Below are 18572 nucleotides of genomic sequence, written 5' to 3'. Positions count from 1 at the left end.
AAAATTTATAACTTATTTTTACCCTGCAAATATCGTAAATTTAAACCATTGAAAATAGTCAGACGAATAGGAAGATTTTTATTGTCGTTGATTATACTCGTTTTAACTCTTGTTTTAACAGTAGCAATCGCAATACAAATCCCTGCGGTACAGACAAAAATAGCTCACTTTGCCTTAGAAAAATTAAATAAATCGTTGAATACACAAATGTATGTGGATTCAGTGGATATTGATTTTTTTGGACGAATATATTTCCATGGCGTTAAGATAAAAGACGATCATAAATATGATTTTATGAAGTCGAAAACCTTGGAAACGACAATTAATCTTTGGACACTTCTACCAGGAATCAAAAAAGATCATATTGATTTGAGTGAGGTAAAATTGATTGAACCCGAAGTTCGTGTGATTACGTACAAAGGCGATTCAATTTCGAATTTTATCAAATTTGTGAACGGTTTTAGTTCTGATAAACCAAAAGATCCGAAAAAGATTTTCAAATTGGATGGAGATTTTATTTTGGAAGATGGTAAAGTTTCAATTGTTAATCAAAATTCTGGGAATATCTGGTTGGATTCAAAACAGTTGAACATGACGGTTAAGAAGTTTCGATTAGTTGATTCTGATATTACGGCTGATTTAGAAAACTTCTGCTTTGTTGCGACAAAAAATAAAGAAACGTATAACGTACAAAACTTTACAGGAAAAGTTCATTATTCGAAAAAAGAAATTCGAGTTGGCAATTTGAATTTGAGAACGGATACATCTGTTTTGAATGGAAATTTATTGTTGAGTTATGACGAGCCTTCGGATATGAGTGACTTTGAAAATAAAGTTCGTTGGGATGTTTTCTTTGATCGAGGTTCTAAAATTAACTTTAAGGAAATTCGTTATTTTACTCCTTTATTTGATAAAAATTCGTCAGTAGATTTATATGGAAAAGTAAATGGAACACTGAATAATTTGACTTTTTCTGATTTCGAATTGAAAGGTGAAGACAATTATGTTGGCGCTTCTCGCTTACAATTGCAAGATGTTTTGCATGGTTCTCTGTTAAATTTTTCGACAAGAAATGTAAAAATTAATACATCATATCAAAAAATAACAAAATTACTTCCAACCTTTGTTTCGAAGAAAATTCCAAATATGTTGACACGTTTTGGAAACTTAAATTATCGTGGAGATATTTCATTAAATCCAAATGAAATTCATGCAAATGGTTACGCCGTTTCTGGACTTGGAGATGCAGATATTAAAGCGCAAATCAAGAATTATAAAAATGTAAAAGCTTTAATTTATAAAGGAACTTTAGATGCGAAAAACTTAAATCTTCGTCAATTGACAAATGCAAAAGATTTGGGTTTTGTAAGCGGAAAATTTAGATTTGATGGACGAGGAACAGATTTGAAAAATATCAATTTAAATCTGGATGGTACACTTCGTTATATGGATTTGATGGGCAAACGTTACCAAAATATTACGGTTGACGGTTTGGTCAAAAATTATCAATTCAATGGCTTGTTCGATATCAAAGATCCAAATCTAAATGCGCAATTGAAAGGTAAAATTAACTTTAGTGGAAAACCTTATGATTTTGATTTTACTTCGAATATTCGTCAAATTAATTTAGATTTGCTTGGCGTTACAAAAAATCTAAATGCAATTGTACGCGGTGATGTAGAAGGGAATTTTAAGTTGACAAATATTAATGATTTCAGAGGAAATATTGATATCAAAAATCTTTACTTCCGTTCGAAAAAAGATACGTTAGAATTGTCACATGTCATGTTGAATTCTCAAATAGATGGTTCGCATAAAATCATGACTTTGGATGTTCCTAATTATATGCGCGCTACAGTAGATGGTCGCTATAATATTACAGAAGTTGCCAATGTCATCAATAATTCGCTTGTAGATTTAGTTCCATCTTTCCGTCATAAAAAAGTTTCGCCAAATCAGGCTTTTTCGTTTGATGTTTATGTGCAAGAAAATTTATTACAATATATCGATTCATCGATTTCGATTGAGCCAGATACGCATATCAAAGGTTATATAGATGGAACGAAAAATCAGTTGGAAGCGACGCTTGAAACGCCTGGAATCAAATATGCCGGAATTCAATTGTTCCAATCTAATGTTAATCTAAATACAATTGCTGAGTTGCCAACGTTGAATGCGAAGATTGATAGTTTGAAAGTAAGTGGTGTAACGATTAATGCGATTAATGTAAATTCGATTCCGAAGAATGATACAATGATTGTGAAAACAGATTTTAATATTGGTCGAAAAAATCCAATTTTATTTAATCTGAATCTTTTTCATACAGTTCAGAATAATAATGATTTGATTTTTGGATTTTCTCCTTCAACAATACAAATTGATTCGACACAATGGACAATTAATCATTTGAATGATGCAAATTCGAATCGTGTAATTTTTAATCGAATCAATAAATCATTGAAAGTTGAAGATTTATCATTAGAATCGGAAGAACAATATCTGAAGGTGAGTGGTTTATTTAATAATAATACAGATTATAAATTTAATGCTGATTTTAAAGATTTGCATTTAGAAAAAATTATACCTAAAACATTATTGAATAATCTAAAAATTGTCGGTATAGCAAATGGTAAAGTAGATATTATTCGTACAAAAGAAAAACTTGAACCAACACTTGAAGCTAAAATTGATAAGTTAGGTTTAAATGATTTTGAGCTTGGTAATTTGACGTTGCAAGGAGGTTATAATGTAGCGGATAAACAATTTAATTTTGAAACAAGTTTACAGAAAGAGCAAATTCAATCGTTGGTTGCTTATGGTAATATTATCAATAAACCAACTGGACCTGAGGTTGATGTAGATGCCAATTTTGATGAGTTTCACATCGATTTCTTAGAAGGATTTTTAAAATCTGTTTTTTCTAATATGCGTGGAACTTTATCTGGTGATTTAAAAATTACAGGACCTGTTGACTTGCCAAATCTTAGTGGGAATATGGTTGCAAAAGACCTTGGATTAAAAGTTAATTTCTTAGGAACAGATTATTTATTTGAAGGAGAAAACGACCTATTTGTTTCGAAACAAGGTGCAGGACAAGGAAGTATTATTTTGAATGATATTGCATTTAAAGACACTGCTTACAATACAAAAGGAAAGGTTGACGGAGCAATTCTTTTCCGCAACCTGTCTAAATGGGGTCTCAACTTAGATTTCGATACGCAAAATTTATTGGTGATGAATACATCTATAAAAGACAATGAACTATTTTATGGAAAAGTATTTGCCAAAGGAAATGTCTCTATGTTTGGTGCGGTAGAGGAGTTGGAAATTGCTGGTGATGCGACTGTTGTAGGGAATTCTGAATTGACAATTAATACAGGAAGTACAACAATTGAGTCAGAAAATAACTTGGTTCGTTTTGTTCCTAACCAACATCTGGACGAAAAATCTAAAAATAATGAACCGCATGCGCCAAAAGGAATGTCGATAGATGTCAACATTAATGCGTATCCAAATGCAATGGTGAATTTGATTTTTGATGCAGCTACAAACGATAAAGCGACAGCACGTGGTACAGCAGAAAATCTTAGATTCTTAATGAATAAAGCTGGATTGAGTATTACAGGTGTATATAATATAGAAAGTGGTACATATGAGTTTAGACAATTTCCGTTGATTCCGAAAGATTTTAAAATCAAAAAAGGATCTTCGGTACAATTTGCAGGAAATCCGCTCGATGCAACGCTTAATATTACGGCAGAATATCAGCGTTCGGTATCAAATGTTGGAGACTATTTAGGTGTAGGATATTCGCAAATTTATGATGCTCTCCTATCAATTAATATTTCCGAAACGTTGAAGAAACCTATTATCGATTTTGGATTAACAATTCCTAATGCAGGTTCAGATATCAATTCGCAGTTACAATCAAAATTCCGTTCAAATACAGAAGAACAGATGCTTCAGTTTAGTTATATCTTATTGACAGGTAAATTTGGTGACGCATCGGCTGTTCAGTCTGGTGTAACGAGTACAGCTGCTGATATTGGTTTATCGACAATTGCGGGCATGTTATCATCTATTGCGAATAATGTAGATATACAAATGGAGTACGTTGGTGGTAGTGCACAATCGGAGACAAATGATAAAATTAGAACTTCGGTTTCATATCGCGTTAATAATCGTTTAAGTTTGCGTGGTTCGTATGGAATTGCGGTTACAAATAATAGAAATGTACAAGAGAATTTCGATGGTAATTTTGATATTTCCTACGATATTTCAAAATTAAATAATGGATCTTTGGTCTTAAAAGCATTTACAAAACCTACAACTTTCGGTTTATTACCTGGAATGGAAAACAACTTGAATCAAAGTTTCGGAGTCGGAATACAATACAACAAAAGTTTCGATACGTTTAGAGGTTTCTTAGGTTTAGATGAAAGTAAAAAGAAAACTAAAGCTAAAAAAGAAGAGCAACCACAAGAAAGATTTGATTCGATTGTACTTCCGAAACAGTTTAAAAGTGAGGAAAGAAGAATAGATTCTACTCGTCAAACTACAAAAGATACGGTCAAAGTTACGTATCAAAAAACTACTCAACCTAAGGTGGAGCAAAAGCGCCGTGGTTTAGTCAAAATTAAATAAAAAAAAATGAGTTTATTGTGGTTAGACAATAAACTCGCGCAAACAAACAAAAGTGATTAGTTCTTTCTTTTTTGAACTATTATTATAACAAAAGTAAAATATTAAATAAATCATTAAAAAATATTTTGAAGTTTGTTTGTTTTATTTATAATTTTGCTAAAAATTAATTCGATTTTTTATTAAAATAATAATAATAATCAAAAATTAGGAAAATGAATTACATAATTGATGATGTTGATAAGAAAATTTTGATGTATTTGATTGACAATACAAGAATGCCATTTACAGAAATTGCAAAGAAAATGAATGTTTCTGCTGGTACTATTCACGTACGTGTTAAGAAATTAGAGGAGGCTGGAATCATCAAAGGAACTACACTAATTACAGATTATGATAAAATGGGTTATCAGTTTGTTGCGTATGTAGGATTGTTACTTACAAAAACAAACAAAACTCAGAAAGTGATAGATGAATTATATAAAATTCCTAACGTAACAGTGGTTCACGTTGTTTCAGGGAAATATAATATTTTCTGTAAAATTCGTGCAAGAGATACTTCTGATGCGAAAGATGTTATCTACAAAATTGATCAAATTGATGATGTATTGAGAACAGAATCTATGATTTCGTTAGAAGAATCTTTCAACGATAAAAATAGATTGATGCATTCAATTTTTCATTAAAAATAAATTTCAATTTATTAATCATCCCACAAAATGACAGACGAAGAAAAAGAAAAATATTTTCAGGTCGCTCTATGTTCAAGTCTCGTACTTTTCGGGTTTGATGGAGAAGATCTCAAAATATTGGTGTACAAAAAACTAAACGATCCTTTCAAAGGAGCATTGGTTTTGCCAGGAAAATATATTGCGCCAACGGTAAGTAACGATCAAGCAATTCACGAATTGTTAATTGAGAAAATTGCTTACGATGAGCATCAAACATATATTGAACAATTGAAAGCCTTTACAAAAGTTTTTCGTAATCCATTAGGACGTGTTGTAAATGTTGCTTACTATGCTTTGGTTAAATTAACGCCTCAAATAGAGGAAAAAGTGAAAACACAAGGTGGAGAATGGTTTCCTTACGATCGCGTTCCGGATTTAGCTTTTGATCACAATGAGATTGTAAAATATGCAAAAGAGCGTGTAAAACGTCGTGTGAAGCGTCGTCCAGTAGGATTTAACTTACTTGGAGATGAGTTTACAATTGCGCAATTACAAAGTTTGTATGAAAAAGCCTTGAATCGTGAGTTGGATAAACGTAACTTTAGAAAGAAAATCTTTAACTCAAATTTAATTATCGAAACAGGTAATACAACTGATCCTAAACAACATCGTAAAGTATCTAAATTGTATCGTTTTGATGAAGAAAAATACGAAAAATTGAGTTTGAAAGGATATGATTTCTTATTTTAAAATAAAGCTATGACAGATCAAAAAGTAGAACAAAATCAAGAACGTGACGATATTTTTGACACAAAAGTTTTAATGTCGGATAATACCAAAACAAAAGATTTGAAACACGAAGGAAACAAAACATCATTCCTTTTCAAATCAATGATTTTTATAATGGTTTTCTTGATTTTGAGTATTCTTTATCGTGGTTATCAATTATTGGTGACAAATGATTATTTGTTCCGCCAAATGATGAACGAAGATGCGCCAGAAATGCCAAAATGGTATCCAATTGCAACGCTTGTTTTAGGAGTTATTGCATTAATTGGTATCTTTTTAGTAAAATCTTACAAAAGAATTGGTGTGTATATGGTTGTAACATCATTATTCGTGTCAGCAGCAATGCAGCCTGAATTTATGGCAGATGGAACACTTTTTACCATGTTTACATTGTTTGTGTTTATAGGTTATGGTTTAGCGATTATCTATCCATATTGGCACAAGTTTAAATAAAAAACTCAATAAAGTATAGAAAAGAGGTTGCAATTAGCTGTAACCTCTTTTTTTGATGCTGAATTATTTGTATTAATATCATTCAATATGAATATTTTAAGCTTATTAATTGTTTAAGTTGATAAAAAAACTGCTTAAATAAAGCGAATATGAGAATTTAACGGCTATATTTGTCTTGTGTGGAAAAAATATAAATTAAAAGTACAAAATGGATTGTATTTCAGTATTTGATATGCTCAAAATTGGCGTTGGTCCTTCAAGTTCGCATACTTTAGGTCCTTGGCGCGCTGCAGAAGCTTTTCTGAAAGAATTGGATGCTGCATCTATCTTTAATAAAATTACAAAAGTTCGTGTAGATTTGTATGGTTCTTTATCGCTTACGGGTAAAGGACATGCAACTGATTATGCAGTAATGTTAGGGCTAAGCGGTGCTGATCCTGAATATATTCCTGTGGATGATATTTCGAATATTATTAATACGATCAATACAAATAAACAATTAAATTTTGGAAATAAATTTTTAATTGATTTTAATCCTGAAACTGATATCGTTTTTAATCGTGAGTTTTTATCTTTTCATGCTAATGGAATGATGTTTACAGCTTTCTATGAGAACGAAGAGTTATCTTCTACGTTTTATTCGATAGGAGGAGGATTTATTACAAAAGAGGATGATAGTGCTACCAATACAGATGTCACTTGTGCTTTTCCATATTTATTTAATACATCAACAGAATTATTAGAATTTTGTTCGAAAGAGAATAAATCGATTTCAGAAATCATGTTCGAGAATGAAAAAACAATCCGAACAGAAGATGAAATTCACCATGAATTAATGCGTGTTTGGAATACCATGTTAGAGTGTATGTACATTGGTTGTCATACAGAAGGTATTTTACCAGGCGGATTGAACGTGAAACGTCGTGCTTACGATATGCATAAGAATTTGGTTGGAGCAACACCTTATTCTAATCCGCAAGAATGGATTGCTTCAATCCGAAAAACCAAAGTATATTTTCGTCAAATTTTGAAATGGGTAAGTTGTTTTGCTCTTGCTGTTAATGAAGTAAATGCTTCATTAGGTAGAGTAGTAACAGCACCAACAAACGGAAGTGCAGGAGTTATTCCAGCAGTTTTGATGTATTATTTGGTGATCGAAAATCATAAAGCTGGTCAAAAAGAGATTGAACAATTCTTAACAACAGCAGGAGTTATTGGTTCTATCTTTAAGAAAGGAGCAACTATTTCTGCAGCAATGGGAGGTTGTCAAGCTGAGATCGGTGTATCTTCGGCTATGGCTGCAGCGGCATTATGCGAATTAATGGGAGGAACTCCTGCGCAAGTAACGATGGCTGCCGAAATTGCAATGGAACATCATTTAGGTTTAACATGCGACCCGATTGGAGGTTTGGTTCAAATTCCTTGTATCGAACGTAACACAATGGGAGCGATTAAAGCGATAAATGCGGCAGAATTAGCATTGGATACAGATCCGTTGACTGCGAAAGTTCCGTTAGATAAAGTCGTAAATACGATGTGGGAAACTGCAAAAGATATGAATAATAAATACAAAGAAACTTCTGAAGGAGGTTTGGCAGTTGCTGTAAATATTGCAGACTGTTAGTAATTTATTCATTATCAATAAAATAATATTATGTGTATTAATTGTAAGGATTATGAATGTGTGTTGTGTATTTCAAAAATAATCCTTACATTTGCACAGCCTTTTAGAGTTAAGGTACGGATGTTAAAGAATATTCATTTAGGGATTTTTTAGGCTGCTCAGCCATTTAATTTTATTCTTTCATATCTGTTGGTTAAATAATTTAAAATAAAACCGGTGATATGGAATATAAATGAATTTCATTATCTCGGTATCGTATCTAACATGATTACATTCAAAGAATTAGGACTTCAAGAAGAAATCCTAACTGCAATTGAGAAAATGGGCTTCGTTAACCCATCTCCAATCCAAGAAAAAGCTATTCCTCAAATCCTTTCATCAGATCAAGATGTTATTGCATTGGCGCAAACAGGTACAGGAAAAACTGCAGCATTCGGGCTTCCGGTTTTAAATCAATTAGACAGCAATTCAAAATCAGTACAAGCAATTATTTTGTGTCCTACTCGTGAATTATGTTTACAAATTGCAAAAGAATTAGAATCTTTTTCTGCAGATATGCGTGGAGTACGTGTACAGGCAGTTTACGGTGGTGCTGACATCGTTAAACAAATTAGAGGATTAAAAGATAATCCACAAATCGTTGTAGGAACACCAGGTCGTACAATGGACTTAATCAAACGTGGCGCATTAAAAATTAATGACATCACATGGACAGTTTTAGATGAGGCAGATGAGATGTTGAACATGGGATTCCGTGACGAAATCGATTCTATCTTAGAAACAACTCCAGAAGAAAAACAAACTTTATTATTCTCAGCTACAATGCCTTCTGAGGTTCGTCGTATCGCTTCAGAATATATGCACAATCCAGTTGAGATTGCTGTAAGTAAAGTAAATACTGCATCAAAAAATATCGAGCACCACGTTTACTTAGTACGTTCTTCTGATCGTTACTTAGCTTTAAAACGTTTGGCCGATTATTACCCAAATATTTATGGTATCGTTTTCTGTAGAACTCGTCGCGAAGCGAAAGATGTAGCAGATAAATTGATGCAAGATGGTTACAATGCAGACGCATTACACGGAGATTTATCACAATCACAACGTGATCACGTGATGGAAAAATTCCGTAACCAAAACATTCAAATCCTTGTTGCAACAGACGTTGCTGCTCGTGGTATCGACGTAAATGAGTTGACTCACGTAATCAACTTCAATTTACCAGATGATCCTGAAGTTTATGTACACCGTTCAGGACGTACAGGACGTGCGGGTAACAAAGGGATTTCTATCATTATCTCAGGAGGACGTGAAGCGCGTAAAATTAGAGATTTAGAAAAATTAATTGCTTCTAAAATTGAGCCTAAAAACGTACCAACTGGAGCAGAAATCTGTGAAAAACGTTTAATTTCTTTAATCGATAAAATCGAAAACATCGAGGTTGATGAAGAATTAATCGAGCCTTACATGGAAACTGTAAACGAAAAATTGGCAAACTTAGATCGTGACGATTTATTAAAACGTTTCATGACAGTTGAGTTCAATTCTTTCTTAGAATATTACAAAAACACGAAAGATATTTCTTCTGAAGGAGATCGTGGTGATAGAGGAGATCGTTCTTCTAACCGCCGTGGAGGTCGTGATTTCTCTCGTTTCTTTATCAATATTGGTCAAAAACACAACTTACGTGTTCCAAACTTAATTGGTTTAATCAACGAGCAAACTCGTAACCGTAACATCGAAATCGGAAAAATTGAAATTTTACGTAATTTCTCTTTCTTCGAAGTTGATACACAATTCGAATCATTAGTGTTAGAATCTTTCAAAGATGCACAACGTGATGGTGTAGATTTAGATGTTCAAATCTCTAAACCAGAACCAAGACGTGGTGATGGTGAGCGTCGTGGAGGAGATCGTCGTCGTAATGATAGAGGAGGAGATTCTCGCGGACGTGGTTTCAATAGTCGTCGTGATAATGACCGCGAAAGAAGTGGAGGTTATCGTGGTGGAGATCGTGATCGCGGAGGAGACAGAGGTGGATTCCGTGGAGGAGATCGTGACCGTGACTCAAGAGATTCAAGAAGTGGAGATCGTGGTGGTTACCGCGGTGGAGACCGTAACAGAACAGGAAACTCAAGAAGAGGTAGAGATTAATATATTCTCAACAAATAATAACAAAAAGGATGATTTTATTAAATCATCCTTTTTTTATTCATAAAACTTCTGTTTGAATAAATAATTTTTCTATATTTATTCAAAACCACAAATAAATGACAGTACAAGAATTGTTTAACTCTATTCGATTATCCATCGAAGAAGAGAATTATGCGCAATTAAAAGAAATTAAAATTTTTAAACCAGAGAAATTCAATTGGGTAAAGGATATTTTCGAACCTTACAATGTAGCTCAATTAGGAACACAAAAAGGTTTAATTTGGAAGTATAATGATCAACGAGAAGATTATACTTTTCAGGATTTAGCTGATAAATACAATCAATTCTTAAACTATTTAAGAAACAAAGGAATTAAACAAGGAGACAAAATGTTTTCTCAAGTTCCATTATTACCGATTACTTGGATTGGTTATTTGGCATCTATCAAAGGTGGATTAATTATTATTCCAGCCGCAACAACCTTAGAAGCAAGAGATTTAACCTTTAGATTCGAATCTTCTTTTCCAGAAGTTGCTTTAGCAGATCAAGCAAATGCATCAAAAATAGATGAAGCAGAAGCAAAATTTGATAAAAAGATTAAGGTAAAATTAATCACAGAAGGCGAACGAGAAGGTTGGACAAATATCAATGAGTTATGGAAAGAATCTACGCAAGCTGAGGCTGCTGATACAAAACCTGATGACGATTTATTCTACTTCTTTACCTCAGGAACGACAGGAATGCCGAAAGTAGTGGTGCACACGCATTATACTTATCCGCTTGGAGGTTTCACGACTTCTTCTTGGGTTGGAATGAAAAAAGGCGATTTGCATTACAATATTTCTCAACCAGGTTGGGCGAAATTCTTTTGGAGTAGTTTCTTTGCTCCGTGGAATATGGGTGCGACAATTTTGGGGTATCATGCAGATAAATTTGTTCCGAAAGAACAATTACAAACCATTCAAGATTTGGGTGTAACAACTTTTTGTGCGCCACCAACAGCTTTGCGTGTATTAATTTTAGAAGATTTGAAAAGTTATGATTTCAAACTTCGTCAATGTGTTGCAGCTGGTGAACCTCTTAATCCCGAAATTATTGATGTCTGGAAAGAAGGTACAGGAATTACGATTCGTGATGGTTACGGACAATCAGAGTCTACTGCGATGATAGCGAATTTGCCAAATGAGAAGATTAAATACGGATCGATGGGTAAACCTGCATTTTTGTATGATATTGTGATTGCAGATGATGATGGAAATATTGTGCAAGATTGCGAAGAAGGAAATATTTGTGTTGTGCATAATGAAGAAACCATCAACGGAATTTTCAAAACTTATTTGATTCAGAAAGATAAAATGGCGAAAGTTTTCAAGCATGGATTATATTATACTGGAGACAAAGCTTATAAGGACGAAGATGGTTATGTTTGGTTTGTTGGACGTGATGATGATGTGATAAAAGCGTCTGATTTTCGTGTAGGACCATTCGAAGTAGAAAGCGCTTTGTTGGAACATGATGCCATTATGGAAGCTGCTGTTGTGGCAAGTCCGCACGATTTACGCAGTAATGCTGTAAAAGCTTTTGTTATTTTAGCGCCTGGACATGATGCGTCGGAAGAATTAGCGAAAGATATTTTTAGATATACAGAAGAGCATTTGGCACGTTATAAAATTCCGCGTATTGTGCAGTTTGTGGAGAGTTTGCCAAAAACAATTTCAGGAAAAATACGTCGAGTAGAATTGCGAAACCAAGAAGCTGTAGATAAAAAGAATAAAACGATTATACCAAACGAATATTTTCACGAAAAATATTAGTCGAGCTTAAAATTAACACACAAAAAAACCACTTCAAACGAAGTGGTTTTTGTATTATCAAATAATTTTATAATTTTTCTTCAATGTATTCCTGAATTTTACTCGTAATGATTGGAACCGCTATCATAATCAATCCAGAAATTACAATTTTTGTAATCCCTTTCATTGGATATTTTTTTGAAGCTTTATCTCCAGCCCAATTTAATGCACTTTCAACTTTAGAAGAAGTGAAACTTGTATCAGATTTTAAATTTGTTACAAGACTTACTGCTTTGTTTACAAATGAATTATCATGCTTATTTTCGGCAACTTTCATTTGCAATTTTAGTTTACGCTTTGCCATTCGCAAATCGTCTAAATTTTTTATCGCAGATATTTGTTCTTTATTCTTCATCGTCGTCTTCGTCATCATCATCGTGGTTAGACATAGCTTCCATAGCGTTTTCTACGGCAATATTTGTCAAGAAAAGTTTTAATTTCTTTCTAAATAAAATAGAAAGTACCATCATCAAGAAATAAATTCCAGTTACAGCAAGAAAACCTAATCCTGTATCATTAAAATAACCTCCCAAAATAAATCCTAATGCTAAACTTCCTAATAATAATAGAAACAAAGAAAATACGGCAATAATTAATACATAAATACCGCTCGCCAGCATGTTGCTCAGCGAATCTACGAGATCATATTTAGCTAAAGTTATTCTATTATTAATATAAACTTTTAGTTCATTAAACATAAAATTGATTTATTTCAGACAAAGTTAATTATAAATTTTAAGGAATGTTGTGTTTCGAAGAAATTAAACTCCTACGTTTTCTTGAAACTCGTCTTTTAAATCTTCTTTTGTTTGGTTTGCTTTAGATTTTAAATCTTTTCCAGCTTCTTTTGCTTTAGAAACAAACTCGTCTTTTTGCTCAGCTAATTTTGATTTTACTTCGTCTAATTTAGCTTCTAATTCTTTTTTAGTTTTTTTAGCTTTATCAGAAAAATCATTCGCGTATTTGTCTAACTCTTTTTTGTATTTGTCAGCTTCTTTTTTTAATTTTTTGCGAGTGTCTTTCCCTGATTCTGGTGCATATAATAAACCTACTACTGCTCCGATTGCTGTTCCGATTGCTAAACCTGCTAATAATTTAGTTGCATTATTTAATTTACTCATAATAAAGTTTTTTTTGAGATTAAACGTTTTTTATATTTACACTTTAAAATTACAAAAACAATACCAAAGAATTCAAATCAAATTTAAAAAATTACAATAAATGTTAATATTATCTGAAAAATCACAAAATATGCCAGCTTCTCCAATCAGAAAGTTGGTGCCATACGCAGATGCAGCGAAAAAAAGAGGTACGAAAGTTTATCACTTAAATATTGGACAACCTGATATTGAGTCGCCAAAAGCTGTTTTAGAAGGATTGAAAAATTTCCCTTCAAACATTATTTCTTATACGCACTCAGAAGGAACGTTGGAATATCGTCAGGCTTTGGCAGATTATTTTACAAATCGTGGAATTGATTTAACGCCAGAAAATTTTATTGCAACTTTAGGAGGTTCAGAAGCTTTATTATTTATTTTCGGAATTATTGGAAATCCAGGTGACGAAATCATTATTCCAGAACCTTTTTATGCAAATTACAATGGATTTACATGTGAAAATGATGTAAATATTGTTCCTGTTCCATCTTCAATAGAAAATAATTTTGCTTTACCTGCAATAGAAGAATTTGCGAAAAAAATTACGGATAAAACACGTGCAATTTTAATTTGTAATCCTGGAAATCCAACTGGATATGTGTATTCTAAAGAAGAGTTAAATCAATTGAAAGATTTAGTTTTAGAGCATGGTATCTATTTAATTGCGGATGAGGTTTATGCAGAATATTTATATACTGAAGAAGAATTTACATCTGTTTTAAGTTTCCCAGAACTGAAAGATAATGCAATTGTAATTGATTCAGAATCGAAACGTTTTTCTTTATGTGGTGCACGTTCTGGAGCTTTGATTACACGTAACGAGAAATTCTTAAAAGCTGCAATGTTATATGCACAAGCGCGTTTAAGTCCTGTTGAAATTTCTCAATACATTGCAACTTTAGCCCACAGAAATGTTGGAACTTATTTCGAAGATTGTCGTACAGAATATTTAAAACGTCGCAATACATTAGTTACAGGTTTACAGCAAATTCCGGGTGTGGTTTGTCCAAATCCAAAAGGAGCTTTCTATTGTATGATTCAGTTACCAGTTGATAGCGCAGAGAAATTTGCTATTTGGTTATTAGAATCTTTCTCGTCAAACGGAGAAACAGTAATGTTGGCGCCAGGAGCAGGATTTTATTCAACTCCAAATTCAGGAATTCAAGAAGTTCGTTTGGCTTATGTTTTGAAAGAAGAAGATTTGGTTCGTTCTGTCGAAATCTTGAAAGAAGCTTTAGAACAATATCCAGGAACAATTAGATCATAAGAAAAATACGAAGATGGAAATCATCGAAAATTATTCATTAAAATTATATAACACATTCGGAATAGAGGCAAAGGCAAAATATTTTGCAGATGTTGCGACTATTCAAGATTTGCGAAAAGTTTTGGTTTTTCGTCGTCAAAAAGATTTACCGATCTTATTTATTGGTGGAGGAAGTAATATGCTTTTTGTAGACGATTTTCCAGGAATTGTGTTAAAATTAAATTTGAAAGGAATCGAAATTATCAACGAAGATGATGATTTTGTGTACGTAAAAGCGCAAGGGAGCGAGAATTGGCACAATTTTGTTGAATGGACGTTGCAAAATGATTTCGGAGGATTAGAAAATCTTTCGTTGATTCCTGGAAATGTTGGTACTGCGCCGATGCAAAATATTGGTGCCTATGGCGTTGAGGTCAAGGATTATATAGAAGAAGTTCAAACATTAGTTTTGGAAACGGGTGATGAGCGTACTTTTACAAATGAAGAATGTCATTTTGGTTACCGCGAATCTGTTTTCAAAAACGAATTGAGAGGACAATATGTTTTGGTAGCGGTTACATTTAAGTTGACGAAGAAAAGTCATAAACTTCATGTTGAATATGGTGCAATAAAATCTGAATTGGAAAAGGAGCAAATTTTTGATCCAACGATTCAAGAAATTAGTGCAGCTGTAATCAAAATTCGTCAAAGTAAATTACCAGATCCTTCGCAGATTGGGAATTCGGGGAGTTTCTTTAAAAACCCTGTCATTTCGAATGAAGAATTTGCTGAAATTGAAAAACTTCACCCAGAAATTTCTCATTACAAAACTGATTCAGGAGTGAAATTAGCCGCAGGTTGGTTGATAGAACATGCAGGTTGGAAAGGAAAACGTTTTGGAGATGCGGGAGTTCACGATAAACAAGCTTTGGTTTTGGTGAATTATGGCAATGCAACTGGACGTGAAATATATGATTTATCTGAACGAATTATAGAAGATGTGAAAACCAAATATGGCGTAACATTGGTTCGAGAAGTCAATATTATACAATAATTTAAATCCCGCTGAAAGCGGGATTTTTTTATTCTTCTTTATTGATTTTTAATTTATAAACTCCAAGAATTAAGATAACTCCGAATGCTATGTATAAAAGTTTTTCGAGAATAGTTGTAACTATATTTAGCTCATAAATTGAAACGCTAAGATAGTTTTTTATAGCTAATCTTATTATTGATAATAGTAAAATAGAAATGGTAATGAAAATTAGATAATTACTAAAAATTATTTTTTTTCTGTTTGCAATAAATGCGCTAATTAATAGAAGAATATCAAATATAAAGTGTAGTAATATTATTATATTACTATATAAAATTAAAAAATCTGCATCCATAATTTATTTTTTCTACTTAAAATTTACTACCTAAAACGTATAACTTTTTATAATCTCCACAATTTTATCCAAACCATCGGTTAAAGCAGCAGGACCAGGTTGTAAAATCAGTTCAGATTTTATTTCGTACAGATGATTTTGTTGAACTGCTTTTACATTTTCGAAGCCAATTCGTTGTTTTACCTTTTTGGGTTTGAATATTTTACCACACCAAGAACCGATAATAATTTCTGGATTTCGTTCAATTACTTGTTCGTCTAACAAAATTCTATCTTTTGCCAAAGCTTTATTTTTGAGTTCTGGAAAAGCTAATTTTCCACCAGCAATTTCTATCAAATCATTTACCCAAGCACTTCCCGAAATAATTGGTTCGTCCCATTCTTCAAAAAAAACAGTTGGATGATAGGGAAGGAGAGCAGCTTGTTGTTTTACTTCTTCAAGTTTCTTTTCGTAAGATTTGATCAATTTTAATCCTTTTTCTTGGCAACCAATCAATGAAGTAAATTGCAAAATCATATTTAAAATTTCGTGAACTGTTCGATGATTAAAAATAAAAACATTAATTCCTCTTCTAATTAATTCTGCTGCAATATCAGCTTGTAAATCCGAATATCCTACAACCAAATCTGGCTTCAAATTGATAATATCTTCAAATTTTGCATCTAAAAAAGTCGAAACTTTAGGTTTTTCTTTTCGTGCTTGTGGCGGACGATATGTAAATCCACTAATTCCTACTAAACGATGTTGTTCGTTAATATTATACAGAATTTCGGTTCCTTCTTCGGTTAAGCAAACAATGCGTTGAGGATATCGATTTGATGACATTTAATTATGATTAATAATAACTAAAATTAAGATTAAAATATGTAAAAAAAAAGACCACTTGCAAAAGTGGTCTTTAGATTAAGTTTTCAGCTTAAATTATATATTTTTTGAATTTGCACAGCTGTAATCAACTGGACCATCGTTTGGAATATCTTTTAAAATATCTAATAAATAATCCCAGAATTTTTGAACTGAAGCAATTTCTACTTTTTCGTCAGGAGAGTGAGCGCCAGAGATATTTGGACCGAAAGAAATCATATCCAAACCAGGATAATTTGTTCCAATAATTCCACATTCTAGACCAGCGTGACATGCTACAACTTTTGGTTCTTCTCCGAATTTTGAAACATAAATACCTTTCATCAATTCTAAAATTTCTGAATGAGTATTTGCTTTCCAACCAGGGTAAGATCCTGAGAATTTAACCTCAAAACCACCTAATTCGAATCCAGCTCTTAATGTTTGCGCTAATGCTTCTTTACCTGATTCTATAGAAGAACGTGTTAAACATAAAATACGAGCGTTTCCGTCAATAACTTCTACGCGAGCTACATTATTAGACGTTTCTACTAAACCTTCAACATCTGGACTCATTCTGTAAACACCATTGAAAGCTGCCATAATTGTTTGAACAAAAACTTTAGAATCTTGTGCTGACATTGCATCAGTAGCATCAGTTGGTTCTAATGTAATTACCATTTTAGGTTCTTTCGTTTCGTATTCTTCAATAATTTCTGCGCGTAAAGTTTCGTAAGACGTTTTGAAAGCATCTACTTTGTCAGAAGGAATTACAATGTTAGCCCAAGATTCGCGAGGAATAGCGTTGCGTAAACTTCCACCTTCCATATGCGCGATTTGTAAGCCAAATTCAGTTGCAGCATTTAATAAACGAGCAATCAATTTGTTAGAATTTCCTAGACCTTCGTGAATTTGCATTCCAGAGTGTCCACCATTCAAACCTTTTAATGTTAAGGTAAAAGCAGTTCCGTTAGTAGCTTCTGCCGTGTAAGTTTTTGTAGCCGTAACATCAACACCACCAGCGCAACCAATGTCTAATTCGTCATCTTCTTCTGTATCTAAATTCAACAAAATTTTTCCAGATAAAAATCCTGCTTTCAAACCTAAAGCACCAGTCATTCCAGTTTCTTCGTCAATTGTAAAGAAAGCTTCAATAGCTGGATGAGGAATATCTTTCGATTCTAAAATTGACATAATTGTTGCAACGCCAATTCCGTTATCTGCACCTAAAGTTGTTCCATTTGCCGTAACAAATTTTCCATCTTCAATCAACATTTCAATTCCTTGTGTCTCAAAATCGAATGTAACATCATTATTTTTTTGACAAACCATATCCAAATGCGATTGCATCACCACTTTTTTACGGTCTTCCATTCCTGGATACGCAGCTTTTTTGATCAAAACATTTCCTACTTCGTCTGTTTCGACAGGTAAACCTAAGTCTTCACCAAATTTGATGATAAACTGACGAACTTTTTCTTCTTTTTTAGAAGGTCTTGGAACTGAGTTCAATGCTGAAAAGTTTTTCCAGATTGCTTTTGGTTCCAAATTAAGAATATCGTTATTCATTGTTTGTTTTTTTATTGTTCCTCAAAGTTACGGAATTGCGACAATATAGTTTTATTAAAGAAGTTTTAAATTTTTTTGATACTCAACCAACCTTTTTAGTCTTTTATGAATCATATTATTATAAATGTGAAATAAAAACGTGATGTAATACGAAAAATACTATTTTTAGATAACACTAATC

Annotated in this window: 15 protein-coding genes; 9 read left to right on the top strand and 6 right to left on the bottom strand. The window is 32.7% G+C overall.

What is annotated here, in order from left to right; all coding sequences use genetic code 11:
• Positions 1–48: 48 nt before the first annotated feature.
• The 7 genes from HXZ74_RS12100 (at position 49) to HXZ74_RS12070 (ending at position 12146) form a co-directional block, all read left to right on the top strand.
• Positions 49–4644 carry a translocation/assembly module TamB domain-containing protein gene (locus tag HXZ74_RS12100; RefSeq protein ID WP_286475619.1) on the top strand — a complete coding sequence of 1532 codons (4596 nt, stop codon included), beginning with the start codon at positions 49–51 and terminating at the stop codon, positions 4642–4644.
• A 212-nt stretch (positions 4645–4856) separates the two neighbouring features.
• Positions 4857–5327 (top strand): Lrp/AsnC family transcriptional regulator, encoded by a 471-nt coding sequence (locus HXZ74_RS12095; RefSeq protein ID WP_038336320.1) that lies wholly within the window; start codon positions 4857–4859, stop codon positions 5325–5327.
• Positions 5328–5360: 33 nt separating this feature from the next.
• Positions 5361–6062 (top strand): NUDIX hydrolase, encoded by a 702-nt coding sequence (locus HXZ74_RS12090; protein WP_125350221.1) that lies wholly within the window; start codon positions 5361–5363, stop codon positions 6060–6062.
• A 9-nt stretch (positions 6063–6071) separates the two neighbouring features.
• Complete coding sequence (locus HXZ74_RS12085) at positions 6072–6554, top strand: hypothetical protein (protein WP_038336323.1); 483 nt, start codon at positions 6072–6074, stop codon at positions 6552–6554.
• A 208-nt stretch (positions 6555–6762) separates the two neighbouring features.
• On the top strand, positions 6763–8178 hold the full coding sequence (locus HXZ74_RS12080) for an L-serine ammonia-lyase (RefSeq protein WP_114999998.1): 1416 nt from the start codon (positions 6763–6765) through the stop codon (positions 8176–8178).
• 216 nt (positions 8179–8394) lie between these two features.
• The gene (locus HXZ74_RS12075) at positions 8395–10332 is read left to right on the top strand and encodes a DEAD/DEAH box helicase (protein WP_260392429.1); all 1938 of its coding nucleotides are present in this window, start codon (positions 8395–8397) and stop codon (positions 10330–10332) included.
• A gap of 116 nt (positions 10333–10448) precedes the next feature.
• Positions 10449–12146, top strand: a complete 1698-nt coding sequence (locus HXZ74_RS12070) for an AMP-binding protein (RefSeq protein ID WP_180906377.1) — start codon at positions 10449–10451, stop codon at positions 12144–12146.
• A 67-nt stretch (positions 12147–12213) separates the two neighbouring features.
• On the opposite strand, the gene HXZ74_RS12065 is transcribed toward HXZ74_RS12070, so the two are convergent.
• The 3 genes from HXZ74_RS12065 to HXZ74_RS12055 form a co-directional block, all read right to left on the bottom strand.
• The gene (locus HXZ74_RS12065; RefSeq protein ID WP_038336330.1) at positions 12214–12540 is read right to left on the bottom strand and encodes a hypothetical protein; all 327 of its coding nucleotides are present in this window, start codon (positions 12538–12540) and stop codon (positions 12214–12216) included.
• Positions 12530–12883, bottom strand: a complete 354-nt coding sequence (locus HXZ74_RS12060; RefSeq protein WP_038336331.1) for a phage holin family protein — start codon at positions 12881–12883, stop codon at positions 12530–12532. Before HXZ74_RS12060 ends, HXZ74_RS12065 begins: the two co-directional genes overlap by 11 nt.
• A 63-nt stretch (positions 12884–12946) precedes the next feature.
• Positions 12947–13306 carry a YtxH domain-containing protein gene (locus HXZ74_RS12055; RefSeq protein ID WP_038336332.1) on the bottom strand — a complete coding sequence of 120 codons (360 nt, stop codon included), beginning with the start codon at positions 13304–13306 and terminating at the stop codon, positions 12947–12949.
• 100 nt (positions 13307–13406) lie between these two features.
• Here HXZ74_RS12055 and HXZ74_RS12050 point away from each other — a divergent pair, with 100 nt between their 5' ends.
• Positions 13407–14609: a pyridoxal phosphate-dependent aminotransferase gene (locus tag HXZ74_RS12050; RefSeq protein ID WP_115000008.1), complete on the top strand. Its 1203-nt coding sequence runs from the start codon at positions 13407–13409 to the stop codon at positions 14607–14609.
• Between the two features lie 13 nt (positions 14610–14622).
• Positions 14623–15642, top strand: coding sequence for a UDP-N-acetylmuramate dehydrogenase (gene murB, locus HXZ74_RS12045; RefSeq protein ID WP_115000010.1), 1020 nt, complete (start codon positions 14623–14625; stop codon positions 15640–15642).
• 28 nt (positions 15643–15670) lie between these two features.
• Here the strand turns inward: murB and HXZ74_RS12040 are convergent, their stop codons facing one another.
• From HXZ74_RS12040 to HXZ74_RS12030, 3 genes are all read right to left on the bottom strand, one after another.
• On the bottom strand, positions 15671–15979 hold the full coding sequence (locus tag HXZ74_RS12040) for a hypothetical protein (RefSeq protein ID WP_115000011.1): 309 nt from the start codon (positions 15977–15979) through the stop codon (positions 15671–15673).
• Positions 15980–16009: 30 nt separating this feature from the next.
• Positions 16010–16804: a cobalamin-binding protein gene (locus tag HXZ74_RS12035; protein ID WP_115000013.1), complete on the bottom strand. Its 795-nt coding sequence runs from the start codon at positions 16802–16804 to the stop codon at positions 16010–16012.
• Between the two features lie 96 nt (positions 16805–16900).
• A complete protein-coding gene (locus tag HXZ74_RS12030; RefSeq protein ID WP_286475617.1) occupies positions 16901–18391 on the bottom strand; it encodes an aminoacyl-histidine dipeptidase in 1491 nt (496 codons plus the stop codon).
• Between the last annotated feature and the right edge of the window lie 181 nt (positions 18392–18572).

The sequence above is a fragment of the Empedobacter sp. R750 genome (assembly GCF_030324345.1).
Classification (GTDB): Bacteria; Bacteroidota; Bacteroidia; order Flavobacteriales; family Weeksellaceae; genus Empedobacter; species Empedobacter falsenii_C.
This window is presented reverse-complemented; position numbering and strand designations above follow the sequence as displayed.